At 45.4% G+C, this 18562-nt stretch carries 13 protein-coding genes; 3 read left to right on the top strand and 10 right to left on the bottom strand.

What is annotated here, in order from left to right; translation table 11 throughout:
• Positions 1–58 precede the first annotated feature (58 nt).
• The 5 genes from L0J61_RS00485 to leuS form a co-directional block, all read right to left on the bottom strand.
• Positions 59–2062 (bottom strand): MacB family efflux pump subunit, encoded by a 2004-nt coding sequence (locus tag L0J61_RS00485; RefSeq protein ID WP_301464347.1) that lies wholly within the window; start codon positions 2060–2062, stop codon positions 59–61.
• Between the two features lie 90 nt (positions 2063–2152).
• Positions 2153–3487, bottom strand: coding sequence for an efflux RND transporter periplasmic adaptor subunit (locus L0J61_RS00480; protein WP_301464346.1), 1335 nt, complete (start codon positions 3485–3487; stop codon positions 2153–2155).
• Positions 3488–3800: 313 nt separating this feature from the next.
• A complete protein-coding gene (locus L0J61_RS00475) occupies positions 3801–4877 on the bottom strand; it encodes a DNA polymerase III subunit delta (protein ID WP_301464345.1) in 1077 nt (358 codons plus the stop codon).
• Positions 4878–4932: 55 nt separating this feature from the next.
• The gene (locus L0J61_RS00470; RefSeq protein ID WP_301464344.1) at positions 4933–5652 is read right to left on the bottom strand and encodes a hypothetical protein; all 720 of its coding nucleotides are present in this window, start codon (positions 5650–5652) and stop codon (positions 4933–4935) included.
• 50 nt (positions 5653–5702) lie between these two features.
• Complete coding sequence (gene leuS, locus L0J61_RS00465; RefSeq protein WP_301464343.1) at positions 5703–8414, bottom strand: leucine--tRNA ligase; 2712 nt, start codon at positions 8412–8414, stop codon at positions 5703–5705.
• A 225-nt stretch (positions 8415–8639) separates the two neighbouring features.
• Here leuS and L0J61_RS00460 point away from each other — a divergent pair, with 225 nt between their 5' ends.
• Positions 8640–9017: an arsenate reductase gene (locus L0J61_RS00460; protein ID WP_301464342.1), complete on the top strand. Its 378-nt coding sequence runs from the start codon at positions 8640–8642 to the stop codon at positions 9015–9017.
• A 167-nt stretch (positions 9018–9184) separates the two neighbouring features.
• Here L0J61_RS00460 and argB read toward each other — a convergent pair whose 3' ends face one another.
• The 5 genes from argB to L0J61_RS00435 all read right to left on the bottom strand — a co-directional run bounded on the left by argB (position 9185) and on the right by L0J61_RS00435 (position 16245).
• Positions 9185–10096: an acetylglutamate kinase gene (argB, locus tag L0J61_RS00455; RefSeq protein ID WP_301464341.1), complete on the bottom strand. Its 912-nt coding sequence runs from the start codon at positions 10094–10096 to the stop codon at positions 9185–9187.
• A 96-nt stretch (positions 10097–10192) separates the two neighbouring features.
• Positions 10193–11956 (bottom strand): phosphomannomutase, encoded by a 1764-nt coding sequence (locus L0J61_RS00450; protein ID WP_301464340.1) that lies wholly within the window; start codon positions 11954–11956, stop codon positions 10193–10195.
• A gap of 87 nt (positions 11957–12043) precedes the next feature.
• Positions 12044–12508, bottom strand: a complete 465-nt coding sequence (dut, locus tag L0J61_RS00445; protein ID WP_301464339.1) for a dUTP diphosphatase — start codon at positions 12506–12508, stop codon at positions 12044–12046.
• A gap of 100 nt (positions 12509–12608) precedes the next feature.
• A complete protein-coding gene (mgtE, locus tag L0J61_RS00440) occupies positions 12609–14012 on the bottom strand; it encodes a magnesium transporter (RefSeq protein ID WP_301464338.1) in 1404 nt (467 codons plus the stop codon).
• A gap of 199 nt (positions 14013–14211) precedes the next feature.
• Positions 14212–16245 (bottom strand): UvrD-helicase domain-containing protein, encoded by a 2034-nt coding sequence (locus tag L0J61_RS00435; protein WP_301464337.1) that lies wholly within the window; start codon positions 16243–16245, stop codon positions 14212–14214.
• Positions 16246–17071: 826 nt separating this feature from the next.
• Here L0J61_RS00435 and ndhC point away from each other — a divergent pair.
• Together ndhC and L0J61_RS00425 are read left to right on the top strand one after the other, a co-directional pair.
• Complete coding sequence (gene ndhC, locus L0J61_RS00430; protein ID WP_301464336.1) at positions 17072–17692, top strand: NADH-quinone oxidoreductase subunit A; 621 nt, start codon at positions 17072–17074, stop codon at positions 17690–17692.
• Between the two features lie 107 nt (positions 17693–17799).
• Positions 17800–18468, top strand: a complete 669-nt coding sequence (locus L0J61_RS00425) for an NADH-quinone oxidoreductase subunit B family protein (protein ID WP_301464335.1) — start codon at positions 17800–17802, stop codon at positions 18466–18468.
• Positions 18469–18562: the final 94 nt, after the last annotated feature.

Below are 18562 nucleotides of genomic sequence, written 5' to 3'. Positions count from 1 at the left end.
TCTATATATTTATATATGAAAATACGTTCGACGGATGGTATTCCTATCATTGTGACGGTTAGTCTCTAGAAAGTGCTTCAACTGGATCAAGTTTAGCCGCGTTGCGAGCCGGTAAAAACCCAAAAGCTACCCCGATAAGTGTTGAGCAGATAAACGCAGCAATAATAGATGTTGATGAGTAGATGACTTGGAAGCTACTACCACCGACACGGTTGATTATCTCACCGATGGTGAACGCTAATCCAATACCAAGGAGACCACCCAAAACACAAACTAGTACGGCTTCTATCAAAAACTGTTGCATGATATCGCTTTGTCGAGCTCCGACGGCCATTCTTACTCCAATTTCATTAGTACGTTCAGTGACAGAAACCAACATGATATTCATGACGCCGATACCACCTACTATTAAAGAAATAATAGCAATTGAGGATATCAGCAAGGTCATTGCAGTGGTCGTTGACTCTATGGTTTCTCGAATAGAGTCTGAGTTGAGTAGTCTAAAATCATCAGTGCCATGTCTGGATTCTATAAGTGTTGAGATAGCAGTTTCAGCAGCTGAGGATGAGATGTTACTGTCAATAAGTGCCACAAAGCTTTCGATGTAAGTGGTTCCAAGCAGACGTGACATCATCGTAGTGTAGGGCATATAAAATGTTGGTGTGTCCGCGTTTCTGTTAAATCCACTATTGTTTTCCTCAAGGACGCCAATAATACGACCAGGTACACTGCCAACGAGAATGACTTCTCCAATAGGGTTAGCATCATCAGGGAAAAAAGTCTGTAGGGCGGTATCATCAATAATGATATCTTGGCTAAGTAGGGTGATACTTTGCTCATCAAAACCTTGACCAAGTGCTAAAGACTCACCACTAACATCGAGGTAGTCTTTACCAACACCGCTAATACTTGCAGCTTCTTCTATATTGCGGTATCGGACATTTAAGTTACTATCAAGCTGTGGACTGACACTGAGGACATAAGGTTGATCTGCAACCGCTTGCGCGTCCTCGGGTGTTAAATTGTCATCTCCATAGCTACGCCTTGGATCACCAAACGGGTAGCCATCACTAACAGTAATCGTATTGGTCCCTAAAGAGCTGATATCGGCTAGTATTTTTTCTTGAGAGCCTTTTCCCAGTCCGACTACTGAAACCACTGATGCAATTCCGATGATAATGCCCAGCATAGTAAGTAGCGTACGCATTTTGTGTGCACGCATAGCTAGCAAGGACATCTTAAACGCTTCAAGTAGGCGGTCAACAAAGCTGCTAAATACACCTTTACGATGACCGCTGAGTATAGGCTCAGGTAGTTGGTTTGTCTGCTGATAGTGCTCTGTATGGTAATCAGCAATGACATGACCATCTTTGAGCTCAATGACCCGTTCAGCTTGGGCGGCGAGCTTTGGATCGTGAGTAACCATAATGATGGTATGACCTTGAGCGTTTAGGTCATGCAATATCTCCATCACATCTTCGCCAGACTTGCTATCTAGTGCGCCTGTGGGCTCATCGGCTAAGATAACATCGCCACCATTCATCAAGGCTCTGGCAACAGAAACTCGTTGCTGCTGTCCGCCTGATAGCTGACTGGGTCTATTATTTACTTTGTCGCCGAGCCCCAGATTGGTTAGCAGGTTTTCGGCACGACTAATCCGAGCACTGGTATCCATGCCTGCATATACAGCAGGGACGGCGACGTTGTCTTTGGCATTGATATCACCAAGTAGATGATAGCGCTGAAAGATAAAGCCGAAGTGCTCACGTCGTAACTCTGCTAGCTCGTCTGCTTCTAGTTTGTTTGCTGATTGCCCATAAATTTTATAGTCGCCAGCCGTTGCTTGATCTAAGCAGCCTAAGATGTTCATCAGTGTCGACTTACCAGAGCCAGATTGTCCGATGATAGCGACCATCTCACCTTGATTGATGGTCAAGTCGATACCATGCAACACTCGAACGGTCTGCTCACCTGCAGGAAACTCTCGAATAATGCCCGAGAGTTGCATAATAGGCTTATCAGCTACGTTAGGCGTCTGTGAAGACGGTGAAGATATAGTCATAGCAATGTCTTTAGTCTAAGGTGGTGAGTGGCGACGAGGTAGGGCGGTTGTGTATCAGACCTTTTTTTATCAATACATATCAAGCATGCTCTACCTTGGAGGACCGCTACCAGGCATACGAGCTCCACCACCGCTTGATGTACCAGCATTGCCTTCACTGATAATCACTTGTTCACCTTCTTGCAAGCCACTCAAGATCTGCGCATTCACTCGATTGTCAATACCGACTTCGACGGTGCGATCTTCGACGGTCTCGTCATCTTTTAAGACTCGTACGAATGTGTTTGTTGTGGTCTCACCATTAGCTCGTTGTCTGGCCGGCCTTTCTTTGACGGCAGCAGATGGGACAAGCACGGCATCTTCAGCCTGATCAATGACAATATAAATCTGAGCGGTCATATCAATGCGAAATAAGCGATCTGGGTTAGGAACTTCGACATAACCAACATAGTAGATAGCAGAGTCTGTTGAACTGGTTTCGCTAATTACTTCTGGAGCAGGCTCAATCGCAGTCAGAGTCGCATCATATTTTTGGTCAGGATTACCGATGATGTTGAAATAAGCAGGCATACCAGCGCTGACATTGATGACATCGGCTTCTGAGATTTGTGCGTTGATACGAACCGTTGATAAATCGGCTAGGGTGACTAGTGTCGGCGCGGTTTGATTGGCGTTGACGGTCGTGCCTTGTTCAGTAGTAATAGAGACCACCGTCCCAGACATCGGTGCGCGAATAGTGGTATAGCTAACGTCCTCTTCAGCGGTACTGACATTGGTCTCTGCGATGCGTATGGCGGCTTGTTGACTGCTAATGTTCGCGTCCGTAGTAGCGATGGCAGCATTAGCAGTGTCAATAGCGGCGCGTGCATTAGCCACAGCCGCTTCTGCTGTTTCAACGGCAGTTGCTTGTGTGTCATATTCCTGTTGAGATATCGCATCGATATCGACTAAGCCTTGCAAGCGGCCAAAATCAGATTGTGCCTGTTTCAGTTCAGACTGACGGCTAGCAAGATCGGCGTAGGCGCTTTTCAAGTCGGCTTGGCGGCTTAGTGCTTCTGCGCGGGCACTTTGCAGTGAGGCCTCGCTTTGCTCAAGGGTTGCTTGTTGATTACTTAAGTTGTTTTTTTGAGTCACTTGATCGATTTGAGCAATTAGGTCACCTTGTTGCACCTCGTCACCCACGTCCACATAGAGACGGGTCACTTCACCAGAAACCTGTGCACCGACATCGACGGTATTCAATGCTTTGACCTTGCCTGACGCCATCACATTGTTTTCGATATCACCAATTTCAGCAGTTGCGGTCAGGTAGCTGGGCTTTTCTTCTTCTGGTTTGAAAATAGCGTAAGCCAACGCTGCCAATGCTACGATAACAAGGGCAATCAAGCCCCATTTTATAGCAGACTTTTTATTTATTTTGCGCATAACAACAGTCCAATCAAGGTAAACTCAAGTCTAACTATAGTATAGCGTCCACGGTAAAAAAGGAATCTCAAATAGTTTACGAAAGGTTAAGGTGACTTGATAAAAAGCAAGAAAGTAGCAAGAAAACTGAATATTAACGACGCTTGGTGTTGACGGTTGGTGGCAGAGTTTTTTGTAGCAAATAGGTGGGCAGATCAAACTAGATTAGACAAGATTATCTTATATGAGATATGAGAGTCATGAAGAGTAATAAGAATCATCGATAAAAAAGTACTGACTTTGATCTGAATGGAGAACTTAAGGGGTGTAAGCCTTACCGATCTGTAAAAAGACGTTTGCCGGACAGCTCAAGCGCTGCTTGTAGCAACAACTCCCATGCAGGTTGGCGAATAAGACCTTTGATGGCTTGGTCACAGCGGTAAAGTAGAGCAGGCCATTCATTAGTTTGAGCCTTTGTCTGGCGCCGGCAGGCTTGTTGGTACAAACCCTGCTTACTACGCCATATGCCTAACGATTGAGGGTCTTGCCCATCCATCAATTGCATGATTTGACGCATGTCTTTGCTAATGGCCCAAAGCACCAACGTCGTCGGTTCGTCGGTCGCTTTTAGCTGAAACAATATTTTTGCGACTTGTGAGCTATTACCTGTCAACATGGCATCGGATAAATCAAACACGCTAAACTGTGCATCACTGACCAAGGCTTCTTGCAAATCTTGGATATCCAAGGCGATGTTGCTAGTAGGCTGAGTTGGCTGGCCGTTTGCTTGGTTTGATAAGTCTTCATTAGTCATTAGCTGTGGCGCAAACAGATAGGACAGTCGCCATAAGGTCTGATAGGCACTCAGTAGATGGTGCTCGGTATGTGACATGAGCATTTGCCACGCGTCCTGCGAAAGCTTTAAGCCAAAATTTTGAGCTTGTATTTGCAATAGCTGCTGACGTTGTTGCTCATTATATAAATTACAGTCAATGACATGACCGTATTGCGCAAATGGCGCAAACCACTTGCTGCTCTTGGCACGTTTGTCTTGTTTGGGTGTTAACCACAGCAGACTATGACTATGTGCCCCTGACTGTGCCTCTTGAGCGAAGCGTTCTAGTTCAGCGATAACGGCTTTGTCAGGTTTATGATTGCCAGTGACGATGACGCCACTTGCATCATCAAACAAAGACTGGCTGCCGAGCTCAGATAATACATCTTGCCAGCTTTTAGTGGATATCAGCTCGATACGCTTAATGGCATAGTTTTGTCTGTGCCAGTGTGGTCGCATCGCATCGACGAGCCATTGACTCAATAAGGGTTCATCACCATGCGCCAACCACAGACCAGCGACTACCACCGAGGGTTGTAGAATTTTTGGATAAGCCTGTATAAAGGTATCTTGCATGGAGTGACGGTACGCAGGTAGAGGATAGTGGATACTGGCGAAACAGCATTGTAAATTAAGGGCTTGGCGAGACCACTGCTGTCGATGCAGTATTATCAATAATCTGGGTCGCTGTATTAGCACCAGAGGGCGCGACCTTAGGTAAAGACAACGCAACATATTGATCAGTGATTCGTCGTGCCAAACTATTGTATAGCCAGTCACGAGTTTGATCGCCTTGCTGATCATCGGTACTCACCGAGGCTTCGTTATATTGATAGCTGCGTTCGACTCTGATGGTATTGCTTAATGTGACTGGTTCATCATCTTCCATGGTTTGGTAGCTGACATCTGCAGACAGTACCAGTCGGATTTCTGTTAGTACACCGACCAGTTCATACTGCTTAAAGCTGACATTGCTGATGTCGATAGCCGCAATCGGGTCAGCGTTTTGTTGTTGGTTGTTGCTAGCGACCTCTTCTGGCGTCATGTCACTAATGACGTCGACACCTAGGGATTCAAGCTGTTCGGTTAATGGCAGCTTTAGCGGAAAGGATGTGCGATTGTCTTCGATGATTACCGCTGTGCTGGCAGCATCATCGAGCATTGGCGCGCCATAACCACGTAACTGAAATCCGCAGCCACTTAACGCCATGGTCGTGCCAGCTATTGTCATCAAAGGCAATGCTGCGAGTAGTGCTGTCGCTAGTTTGTGCCCCAGCGATTTTTTACCAACCTGTTTTGATTGGCTTGATGAAGCTTGACACGTCTGCTCAGCTCGATGCTCATAGAACATAATCGCTATCCTTAGGTTATAAAAAGGCTCAGACATCCAAGCCTAAAAATTTAGCCTACCACAACAATGTTGACCAGCTTATTGGGCACGACAATTTCTTTTTTGATATCGCCAGTCAAGAATTTTGCCACACCTTCGAGCGTTCGTGCTTGGGCTTTTAGTTGCTCAGGATCGCTATCTGGGGCGACATCCATTTTACCACGCATTTTACCATTGACTTGCACTACCATAGTGATGGTGTCTTGTACGAGCGCGCTTTCGTCGACGTCTGGATAGTTCAGGGTAGTGGTATCCAGTCCCAACTGTTCAAGCAAGTGCTCACCGACGTGTGGTGCATAGACGGACAGCATGGTAAGCAAGTCAGTCAAGGCTTCATGTTGTACCTGTAGTTCTTTTTCATTAGTCACTTTGAAGCTGCCAAGCTCGTTTGCTAGCTCCATTAGGCTTGATACAGGTGTATTGAGCGCTAAACGGTCACCCAAATCGCTGTCGATTTTGGCAATGGTTTCATGGGTTTTACGGCGTAAGTTTTTCGCAGGTTTACTTAAGTCATCGGTATTTAATGCTTCAGTATTGAGCGTATCGGCGCTGATATTTGCGGCGTTGAGGGCTTGCATGTGGTCAGTTGCGATACGCCATACTTTCTTAACGAAGTTGTAAGGACCTTTTAGCGCATCGTCTGACCATTCGAGGGTCTGATCGGCAGGCGCAGTGAAAAGCGTGTATAGACGGACCGTATCTGCGCCATATTTATCAATGGTGATTTGTGGATCGACACCATTGTTCTTCGACTTAGACATTTTCTCGATTTTACCAATCGTTACTGGCTGCCCATCGGATTTTAAGGTCGCTTTAAGCGGTTGGCCACGGTCGTTAAACTCGATATCGACGTCTTCGGTGAAATAGTAAGTTGTACTGCCATCCGAATTGACACGGTAAAAAGTACCAGCCAACACCATACCTTGCGTCATTAGATTGGCAAATGGTTCATTTCCTGAAACTAAGTTTTCATCGCGCATCAGCTTATGGAAAAAACGGGCATAAAGCAGGTGCATAACGGCGTGTTCAACGCCACCGATGTATTGGTCGACAGGCAGCCATTTATTGGCGGCAGATTTGTTGACCATATCTTTTGCGTCATTTGGGCTCGCAAAGCGTGCATAATACCAGCTAGACTCGACGAAGGTATCAAAGGTATCAGTCTCACGCTCAGCAGCGTTGCCACATTTAGGACAAGTGGTGTTGATAAATTCAGGCATGTTTTTCAGCGGATTGCCGCGGCCATCAGGAACGACGTCGGTTGGTAACACAACGGGCAAGTCTTTCTCTTCAACGGGCACAGTGCCGCAATGTTCACAGTTGATCATTGGGATTGGGCAACCCCAGTAGCGTTGCCGCGAAACACCCCAGTCACGTAGACGGTACTGAATTTTTTTCTTAGCCAACTTTTTGGGTTCAAGTTTGGCTAGCATTGCTTCAAACGCTTGCTCAAAGTCTAGACCGTCAAATTCGCCTGAATTGATTAAGGTATTGCGTTCAGTATAAGCAAGATTGCATTCGGTGTTGTTGGCGCTGGCATCAGCTTTTGCTTCATCAAAATAGCCGGCAGGGATGTCGATGACTTGTTTAATTGGCAGACTGTATTTGGTGGCGAACTCGTAGTCACGTTCATCGTGAGCAGGGACTGCCATCACTGCACCTGAACCATAACTCATTAGCACATAGTTGGCGACCCAAACTGGTACTTGTTCGCCAGTCAGTGGATGCGTAACGGTCAGACCGGTGTCCATACCGATTTTTTCAGCTTTGGCCAGATCTGCTTCTGCAACTGAGCCTTTTTTGCAAAGGGCGCAAAAGTCAGCAATCACTTCGTCTTGATCAGCAGCATATTGCGCCAACGGGTGCTCTGCCGCGACTGCGACATAGGTGACGCCCATGAGGGTGTCAGGGCGAGTCGTGAACACGTCCAAGGTATTGTTTTCACCAGCAAGCTCGTATGGGAAATGCACTTCCATACCTGCACTACGACCGATCCAATTACGCTGCATGGTCAATACTTCAGAAGGCCAGTGACCTTCTAATTGATCCAAATCGTCCAACAGCTCGTCAGCATAATCAGTGATATTAAAGTAATACATAGGAATATCACGCTTCTCGACAGGAGCACCACTACGCCAACCTTTGCCATCGATGACTTGCTCGTTTGCTAAAACGGTATTGTCGATTGGATCCCAGTTGACAGTCGAGAGTTTTTTGTAGACCAAGCCTTTTTTGTATAGCTGCAAAAACAACCACTGTTCCCATTGATAATACTCAGGACTGCAGGTGGCGAACTCACGTGACCAGTCGATAGATAGCCCTAGCAGTTTTAGTTGGGCGCGCATGTTGTCGATATTAGAAAACGTCCATTCGGCAGGTGGCGTTTGATGAGCAATCGCTGCGTTCTCTGCTGGCAAGCCAAAACCATCCCAACCCATGGGCTGCATGACTTCATAACCTTTTAGACGATAATAACGGCTCAGCACATCGGAGATGGTGTAGTTACGCACGTGTCCCATGTGCAGCTTGCCACTTGGATACGGAAACATAGACAGCATATAACGGCTTGGCTTGTCACTCGGCTCATTGCTTACTTCAAAGCGCTTGTCACTTTCCCATTTGGCTTGTTGTGCCGCTTCGATAAGCTGCGGTTGGTATGGGGCGTTGTTTTTAGAATGGCTGTTGTCATTATTGGCATTTTCTGCTGTCAAGGCGTTGCTCATAGTCGGCTCGAAATTGGTTGTTACTGATAAATTGAGTGAAATTTAATAATGCCATAGCATAGCGTAATTTGGTGAAAATTGCGATGGGATGATGGTGTGTTCGCCCACTATAAAGGCGACAAATTTGAAAAATCATTCAGAGCTGATTGTTTTGTCATCATAGACCAAATGTTCTTCGGCTTCGGTATAATGAAGTGTATAACAATAATTGACTTGGAGGGTTATATGACCATCACGATTTACGGTATCAAATCATGCAGCACGATGAAAAAAGCGTTTACTAAGCTAGACGAGTTGGGTGTCAGCTATGATTTTCATGATTATAAAAAGCAAGGCATCGATAAAGAAACGGTGCAGCGTTGGGTGGAGGTGTTGGGTATCGATAAAGTATTAAATAAGCGCGGTACGACATGGCGGAAACTGACAGACGAGCAGAAACAAGCCGCTGAGGATAATGTAGACAATGCCATTGAGTTGCTGATAGAAAATACCAGCATGATTAAACGCCCGATCGTAGAGGGGCAGCCAGATAACAAAAGTACCGCTCAGCCAATTTTGCTTTGTGGTTTCAATGAAGAAGCGTTTGATAAAGTTTTTTCATAAATGACTGTCTCAGCCAATGAGAAAAGCCCCGAACTTGTCTACTAACTATTAGCTACTAAATTCGGGGCTTGTTATGCTGTCTACAGTGACTTGATCATCTTGAGTACCGTTATTTACTAAATATGGCTATCTACTAAATACGGTTATCTGAAGGTAGCTGCAGGCCATTAAGTCATTGATGAGTCGACATTACGACTAATCAATGTGCCGACACCTTCGTTGGTGAAGATCTCTAAAAGCGTGGCATGTGGGACGCGACCATCGACGATAACTGCGCTTTTTACTCCGCTACGTACCGCATCGAGCGCACATTGAATTTTAGGAATCATGCCGCCTGAGATAGTACCGTCTTCAATCAAGCTGTCGACTTTCTTGGGTGTCAATCCTGTCATGACTTTACCATCACGACCTAGCACGCCTTTAATGTTGGTCAGTAGCATGAGTTTTTCTGCCTGCAAAAACTCAGCCACTTTACCAGCGACCAAGTCGGCATTGATATTATAAGTATTTCCTTCACCATCGACACCCAGCGGTGCGATGACTGGGATGAAATTAGATGAGATGAGCATGTTGATAACGTCTTTATTAACGCTGACCACATCACCGACGAACCCTAAATCTACGGGTACCGCAATACCATCTTCGCCCTTTTTTTCTATATTAAGCTTTTTTGCTCGGATTAAGTTGGCATCTTTCCCTGTCAATCCGATTGCACGGCCGCCATGTTTATTGATGAGGCTAACAATCGACTTATTAACACTACCGCCCAACACCATCTCTACGACATCCATGGTGCTTTTGTCCGTGACACGCATGCCATCGATGCGATCTGACTGTCGGCCTAGATCTTTTAATAGATTGTCGACTTGCGGGCCACCGCCATGAACGACCACAGGATGCAGACCGACGGTTTTCAACAAGACGATATCACGGGCAAAAGAGCTTTCAAGCGCAGGGTCAGTCATGGCATTTCCGCCGTATTTGACCACGATTAGTTTGTCAACAAATCGTTGAATATAAGGCAGCGCTGTCGTTAATACTTCAGCGGTTATTTTGGCATCGTCTAAGTGAAGCGTCATGATAAACTCCTAAAATGTGGTGGTAAAAAATAATGTTGAAAAATCTGATTTTATTTTACGGCAACTGTGTTTTACGACAACTATGTTTGAGGACAGTTATTCAGCCGGAATAGCTGTGATTTGTTCTGCCAGTCTTTTGTCGAATGGGCGACATAAAGCGGCAAATCTATCTTGAATATCTCGTAGCGCCTCGATGCTATCGCCTGCAAACCTTGCCGTCAGATTATTACTGGTGTTGGATTGACGTAGTACACCAAAGCCATGGTCGAAATCTATGCGCAAACCATCAATAGTGCTCAAGGTTGCGCCCAGAGGCAGTAAGTAGCGGGCATGCTCTATGGTGAGCAATCGATCACTCTCAGGGCAGTCGCAAGTACAAAAAGGCGATGACTCATCGTTATTCTGACAGCTGTGCAAAGAGTACAGGGCGTCGGAAGCGTTAATCGACGAGGTGTCGTTTGATTTATCAACCAACTGCTGCAAATCCTGACAAAGCTGAGTCAATTGCGTGACGAGTGAGTAGCCCGAAAGAGATGCTTGCGGCATTGGCAAATAGTGGTCAGCGGTACTGATCAATGTCGGTAGTCTGTGGGTGATATCCGTCAGCGCTGTTTTACCTTGATGAAAGTCAGAGTCTGCCAGCCAATGGAGCAATCTCAATGCGGCATACATGGCATCATCATAGGCAATAAAACGGCCGTCATTAAAAATGAAATGTCCAGATAGCTCGCCGGCAAAGATGATTTGCTGTTCAGAGTTGTGTATCTGTCGACGCATAAGACTACTACCAGTCTTGCTCATGACAGGTACAGCACCCAACTTCGTGAGCAGCTTTGGTAAATGGTGCGAGCATTTAATATCAAAGAGTACTTGAGATGAAGCTGGTTGATCTGACTCGTTGGTGACACCGTTTAGCGCAGTTTGTGCCAATAGATATAGCAAATGATCAGGTCTGACAGTGCTTCCCATCTCATTGACAACTATCAGTCTGTCGCCATCGCCATCAAATGCCAGTCCCAAGTCGGCTTGATTAACCAAGACCTTTTGTTGCAGTTCTTGTAGTCGATTGGGTTCAGTCGGGTCAGGGTTACCATCAGGGAAACTACCATTTGGCGTATCATTGAGCACCATGACAGACTGACAGAAATACTTGAATAACTGCTTAGCGGTGGTACTGGTTGCACCATGCATGCAGTCAATCACGATGACTAAATCAAGTTTTGGCGATGATAAGTGGTTACCTTTCGTTCTTCTTTGATCATTGCCGATGTCATGTGGATAAAGCTGAGTCAATACGTGTTTGATGGCGTCAGTGTAGCCTGTGATGACTTGCTCAGTAGATAATGGGGGCGCTAAGTCATTGGATGGTCTAGTATTACTCGTTTGTCCGTCATTGCTGCTGAGTTTTTCATAAAGTGTCTGAATCTCTGTACTGCTAGGGGACAGGTGATTCATCATCCACTTGATGCCCAGTATATCTTTAGCCGAGTGACTGGCAGTCGCGATAATTCCATGTCCTTGGTATTGCTCTGCCCAAAATACCATCATCGGCGTCGTCACCAGACCGAGCTGAACAACGTGTATTCCGTACTGAGCCAAGATGCTAGAAAGTGTCTGGGCGATGGTGTTGCTACCATCACGCACATCATAACCAATCACAACAGTAATGTCTGGAGTACTGTGTTTTTGTCCGGGCAAGCTATTATTCGAGTCAGCTTGATCTAAAGTACTCGGTGATTTAAGGTACAAATGTGCAAAGGCATTGCCGAGTGCTTGTACAAAAGCGGTCGTAAAATGCTGGCGTGATCCACGAATATCATAAGCACGAAATAAGCATTGCTGCGCAGCAAAAGATGGCATCGCTTACTCTCCTTATTATCGTGGCGATTATTGCTGTGAATGTTGAAAGATAAAATTGGGCGGTCAGTGATCGCTACTGGCTTAGCATTATTGACGACCTGAGTGTCCAAAGCCACCTGTGCCGCGTGCACTCTCATCACTAAATTCTGTCACCAGTGAAAATTCGGGACGAGCAACAGGGACAACGATATATTGTGCCATACGCTCGGCTGGATTGAGGACAAAGTCATCGTTGCTACGATTCCAGATGCTTACCATCAGTTCACCTTGATAATCCGCGTCGATCAGTCCGACCAAGTTGCCCAAGACGATGCCGTGTTTATGACCAAGACCTGAGCGCGGTAAAATCATGCCTGCATAATTGGGGTCTTGGATATAAACGGCAAGCCCAGTACCTATCAGTTGCGTTTCACCTGCTTTGATGGTCAATGGAGCGTCAATGCAAGCTCGCAAGTCGATACCTGCACTGCCATCAGTCGCACGAGTCGGCAGTGAAAAGGCTTCATCTTCAGTGATTTTGGGGTTTACTACTTTAACTTGTACAGCTTGCATAACACACTCACTTAAGGGGTTGGTGATTTTTTAATTAACAACGTCTAAATGGTTTATAGGTATAGTTGATAGATAGTGATTTTCTGACGTAAATGGCTGATTATAGTATCAACAAACTGGCTAAACCTAAAAATGACATAAAGCCGACAATATCAGTCACAGTCGTTAGAATAACTGAAGCGGATAAAGCGGGATCAATATTCATACGTTTTAGCATCAAGGGAATACTAATTCCTGAAACATTGGCAGCGGTCATATTAATCGCAATGGCCAAGCCAATCACGGTACTGATCTTAATATCATGGAACCATATCTGGGCAATACAGGCCATGATTATCGCCCATATGATGCCGTTTATCGCGCCGACCCACAGCTCTTTGTTAAGTAGCCAGACACGGTTAGAACCACCGATTTGACCCATCGCCATACCGCGGATAACCACGGTAAGTGTCTGCGAGCCAGCGATGCCGCCCATACTCGCGACCACAGGCATGAGTATCGCTAGTGCCACGACTTGTGCTAATACCTCTTCAAATTGCCCAATCACTGCAGCAGCCAACAGTGCGGTACCTAGGTTAATACCTAACCATACGCTACGACTCTTGGCACTGGTCAAAATAGGCGCAAAAAGCTCTTCATCTTGGCTTACATTGGCGAGGTTTTTCATGGTGCTATCGACATCATCTTGAATAATTTCCATGATGTCTTCGCCGTTTAGTTGACCCACCAGCTCACCGAAGCTATTGATCACTGGAGCAAAGCGTAAGTCCTCTGAGCGGAAAATCGCAGCAGCATCCTGTATGTCTAAACGGTCATTGATCGTGACGGCTGCATCGATTAGTTCCGAAACCAAGGTATTTTGGTCATGTTTGATGAGATCAACCAAACTCAATAGTCCGAGTAGCTGCTGACTTTGATCGACGACCAAGAGTTCTTGGCTTTCATCATCAAGGATATGGTTGTTTTCTCGTAGCCATGTTTGCACTTCAGAGAGTGTGATGTCGTCTTGTATTTGGATGATATCAGGATCCATGTAGCTACCGACTTCCCAGTCGACATAGGTATCAAGCTTATTGACCTGAATACGGATATCTTCATCTAAGTTGGCCATCACTGAGGTGCGCACACTGTCGGTGACAGCGTCCAAAATCTCAGAGATGTCTTGTGCATCGAGATCTTGGGTGAATAAAGAAACCTCTTCTGAAGAGATGTTTTCCATTAGTGGCTGGCGGGTATCGACCTCTAGCTCAGCCAGCACTTCACCTTTGATCTCATCCGGAACTTGATCCCAGATGAGTAGTCGGTTCTGGCTTGGGAAAGATTCTAACAGGTTGGCAATTTCATATTCGGACTGTTTTTCTAAAAAATCAGTGATGGATTCGTAGGCTTTGTCAGCCACCAACCCTTGCAAGTAGATCAGTTTATACTCGGCACTGTATTCTGCCGGGCTATAATCTCCTGTTAGCGTAGATGGGCGTTCATGATCTGGCTTAGGGCTAGGCATAAGATGTCCAATGATTAGAAAATATCAACAATTAAGAAGGTCCAGTCGGCTCAGTAAGAATGCCTAATTTAAAGCAATTGAGTTAAATTATTCAATTCAATTGAAAGCACTAACTCAGCTTGTCTAAGTTAACCTGATTAGCGAATATCCGAGTATTAACGCACCATCTGATGACCATGGTCAATCGACAAACTTAGCGCTAACGATCACCCAATAGTGCACGAATATTCGCCAAGTATTCGTTGGCGACCGCTTCAGGGTTTTTCGTCGCCTTTTTCTTCTTCGCTTTGGCTGGCCAGTCGATATGATCTTCTGGTAGCTCCTCTAAAAAACGAGATTCTGAGGTGACTCGCATCTGACCACCTGCACGGCGCTGGGTCGCTAGTGTCAATGTCAACTCACGACGAGCACGGGTGATACCGACGTACATCAAGCGTCGTTCTTCTTCGATGGTTTCACTCATGATAGAGTTTCGATGGGGGAGCATTTCTTCCTCAAGCCCCATGATATAAACATAGTCAAACTCGAGACCTTTTGCTGCATGCAAGGTCATGAGATTCACTTTATTGGTATTTTCTTCTTCTTGTTGCTGCTCAAGCATATCAAGTAACACCAACTTGCGAATGACAGTATCAATGGTTCGATCTTCGTCTTCTTCTGCCCGGTTGATCAGTGACTGAATACTGGTATACAGCATGTCGATATTATCGATACGGTTTTTCTCTTGTTGCGGTGTTTTCGAGTCACTGCGAACGAAATCGATATAACCAGTTTCATCAATCATTTGACGTACGATCGGCACAGGATCAGGATGTTGGTCGAGCTCACGCGTGAAATGTTCGACAAACTCACCAAATTCTTTTAGCGTGCCGTATGCTTTCGATGGCAACACATGCGTCAGCCCTGCATGGGTACAGGAAGCCAGTAGTGAAATGCTATGCTCTTGCGCAAACAAGCCAAGTTTTTCGAGTGTCGCAGGTCCCATACCTCGTTTTGGCGTGTTAATAATGCGCAAAAACGCACTGTCATCCTCAGGGTTTAAAATCAGGCGTAAGTAGCCCATGATGTCTTTAATTTCACTACGAGCAAAGAACGACTGCCCACCAGATAGCTTGTAAGGTACTTGCAGCTGACGCAGCTGGGCTTCTAACATGCGTGCTTGAAAGTTACTGCGATAAAGCACCGCGTATTGTTCCCATTCGTTGCCGAAACGCAGTTTGTGAGTAACGATTTCTTTTGCCACTCGCTCGGACTCGTCATCATCATTACGGCAGTTGATGACGCGGATTTTTTCGCCTTGTCCTTTATCAGACCATAGTTTCTTTTCAAATAAATGCTCATTATTGAGGATAACGGCATTGGCGGAACTCAAAATACGTGTGGTCGATCGATAGTTTTGCTCTAGCATGACGATCTTTAGTTTTGGAAAGTCTTCTTTGAGTAGCGCCATATTTTCGGGTTTGGCGCCACGCCACGCGTAGATAGACTGATCATCATCTCCAACCACAGTGAAGCGTCCTTGAGGTCCAACCAAGTACTTAATCATTTCATACTGAGCGGTATTGGTATCTTGATACTCATCGACGAGCAGGTAACGAATACGGTTTTGCCACTTATCACGTAGCTCTCTATTTTCACGCAGTATTTTGGTGGGCAATACGATCAAATCGTCAAAGTCCACCGCGTTATAAGCTCGAAGATTACGCTCATACAAGGCGTATAAGGTGGCAAATATCATTTCTTCTGGATCGTCTAGTGTCTCCATCGCCTTGTCAGGTTCGATCAAGTCATTCTTCCAGTCAGAGATCATCTTGATTGCTTTGCCGACCAACTCACGACTTTCTGCGCCACTTAAGTTGTCACGCATCATCAGCTCCATCAGCAAGCGCTTACTGTCGTCGCTATCCATGATGGAGAAGTTGCCCTTGAGTGGGGTATGAATAAGCTCATAACGCAAGAACTGCAACCCAAATTGGTGAAAGGTTGAGACCGTCAGCCCGCGCATTTTTTCACTCGGTAGTAATTTACTCACACGGGCTTTCATCTCACGCGCGGCTTTGTTGGTAAAAGTCACCGCGGTGATGCGTTCGGCTGGCAGGTTACACTCTTCAATAAGATAAGCGATCTTACGCGTAATCACAGAAGTCTTACCAGAGCCAGCACCAGCTAGCACAAGCAATGGACCGGAGGCATAAAGCATGGCCTCTGATTGTTTGGGGTTGAGTTGACTCATAAGGTGACCTGTAAGACAAAAGCAATAAAAAGAGTGGCACTGATAGCATCACCGCTAACTGCCGCGCGAATCGTCAGAGGCGATAACGTGGCGAATTTAAAGACGACGTTTAAGACTATGTACGACATTTAGGATGATTTAGATAAAACAGACCATAGAACTGTCGTACAAATGGCGAGCTATCATTAAAATCAAGTGAGCCATTATAAAGCAAAAGCAAGGCATTTTGGGAGGAGTTGAGGGCGAAGATTGATGTCTAAAAACTGAGAAATTTGAGCAAAAATCATGATGGCTTTAGTCAATATAGAAATGGTTGGATTGGAACTCTATATAAGGTATTTTCTTATATCACAATTCTCAGCAAAAAAATAGGTTTTTTTGCTGAGAAACTGACATTCTATACAGCAAAAACTAGCTTTTAGTCGCTAAAATGCGTATAGTACTTGAAAGTTTATGCCAGTTGTCTCGTCATCATTGACTACGTGTAAATAAGCTATTAAATCAATTAAGTAAACGATCTAATGTGATTATGATATTGATTTAATAAGTTGGTCTTACGTTGTTACAAGATGCTTTAGGCGACCAGCCCTTTTTCCGTGTGCGTATCGGAATTGTTGAAGTTGGTCATGTCTGACATCGTCGTCAATAATCTTGATAATTGGCTGTTACCACCAGAGTATCTATTTAAGCTTCTAATATAGCAGCTTAATTATGGTTACTTTGTGTTTTCGTTTGCGTTATGCCTGTCGCCAGTTGGCTTTAAAAAAATAATAAGTCAGTACTTGCGCTGCGCTAACACTCGATTGGGTGAGGAGCACGTATTATCATGTCTGCTTTTAATTGGTCATCGATCGCTTTTATTTTAGCTGCCATTGGACTGGTGGTCTTTATGCTGGTCGTGCCGCGTTTGCTTGGCGGTCGCTCTCCAGGATCTCAAAAAGAAGAAGTTTTTGAAGCAGGTGTTGTCGGATCTGGCAATGCCCGTATACGCTTGTCTGCCAAATTCTATTTGGTGGCGATCTTCTTTGTTATCTTTGATTTAGAAGCCTTATATCTTTATGCCTATGCTGTTTCCGTACGTGAAGCGAGCTGGTTAGGTTTCGCTGCTGCTGCCATATTTATCACCATCTTAATCATCGGTTTGATTTACGAGCTCAGTCTGGGTGCGATGAATTGGGCACCTGCTGACAAGCGCCGTAAAACTGCTCGTTTAAAAACGTCACCTATTGGTAATCTAGCGAATATCACACGCTTTGACGGGGTAGATGAATTGGTGGTTGATGCTACTGGTAAAGTGCCAGCGCAGTCATCAGGTCAAATCAATGTCTCGAATAACATCGAAGCCAATCGTCGCCACCTACAAAACATCGATCATATCAATACCACGGGTAATGTTACTTCGGTGGACTTTGCCACGTCTAAGCAATCAGATAGCAGCAAGCATTAGTTATTTTGGTGAACATTACGCTGAACGATCTCTTACTACTAGAAGTTAAGGCGATAGCGTTGGTGTGACAATACTCACGCACCGCCTAAATATAAAGGTTGTATGTTATGAAATACACATTAACAAAAGCCAACCCTGATGCAGATACCTATCCTGCACAGTCCAGACAAACGGTTAACGATCCGATTGAAGATGAAGTCAATAAAAATGTCTTTATGGGTCGTCTCGAAGACCTTGTCCATTCGACAGCAAACTGGGGACGTAAGAACTCGCTGTGGCCATTTAACTTTGGCACGTCATGCTGTTATGTAGAATACGCCACCACATTGACCGCTGTGCATGATTTGTCACGCTTTGGTGCTGAGGTAATTCGTGCCTCACCACGTCAGGCAGATGTGATGATCGTTGCGGGTACTTGCTTTGTCAAAATGGCGCCTGTTATTCAGCGTCTATATGAACAAATGCTTGAGCCAAAATGGGTCATCTCGATGGGCGCTTGCGCAAACTCCGGCGGTATGTATGACATCTATTCTGTGGTGCAAGGCGTGGATAAGGTCATCCCTGTTGATGTCTATGTTCCAGGTTGTCCACCACGTCCAGAAGCGTTGATTCAAGGTCTGATGCTGCTGCAAGAGTCTATCACTAAAGAGCGTCGCCCCTTAGGCATTCACGTCAATGAACAAGGGATTTATCAGCCACAAATGACGCCTGAGCGAGATCGCAAGCAGGCGGATCGTATCGCTGTCAAAAACCTACGTAGCCCTGACAGTATCTGATTAGCTGGTAGATAGTTCGCTATTATTTAGTCTGGTATTTAGCAGCATAATTAAGAATTCGTAGAGCTGCTAAGTACGCATACGCTCATCATAG

It is taken from the genome of Psychrobacter sp. (assembly GCF_030457785.1).
Lineage (GTDB): Bacteria > Pseudomonadota > Gammaproteobacteria > Pseudomonadales > Moraxellaceae > Psychrobacter.
The sequence above is the reverse complement of the archived record's forward strand: the minus strand, read 5'-3'. Positions and strand labels throughout refer to the sequence as shown.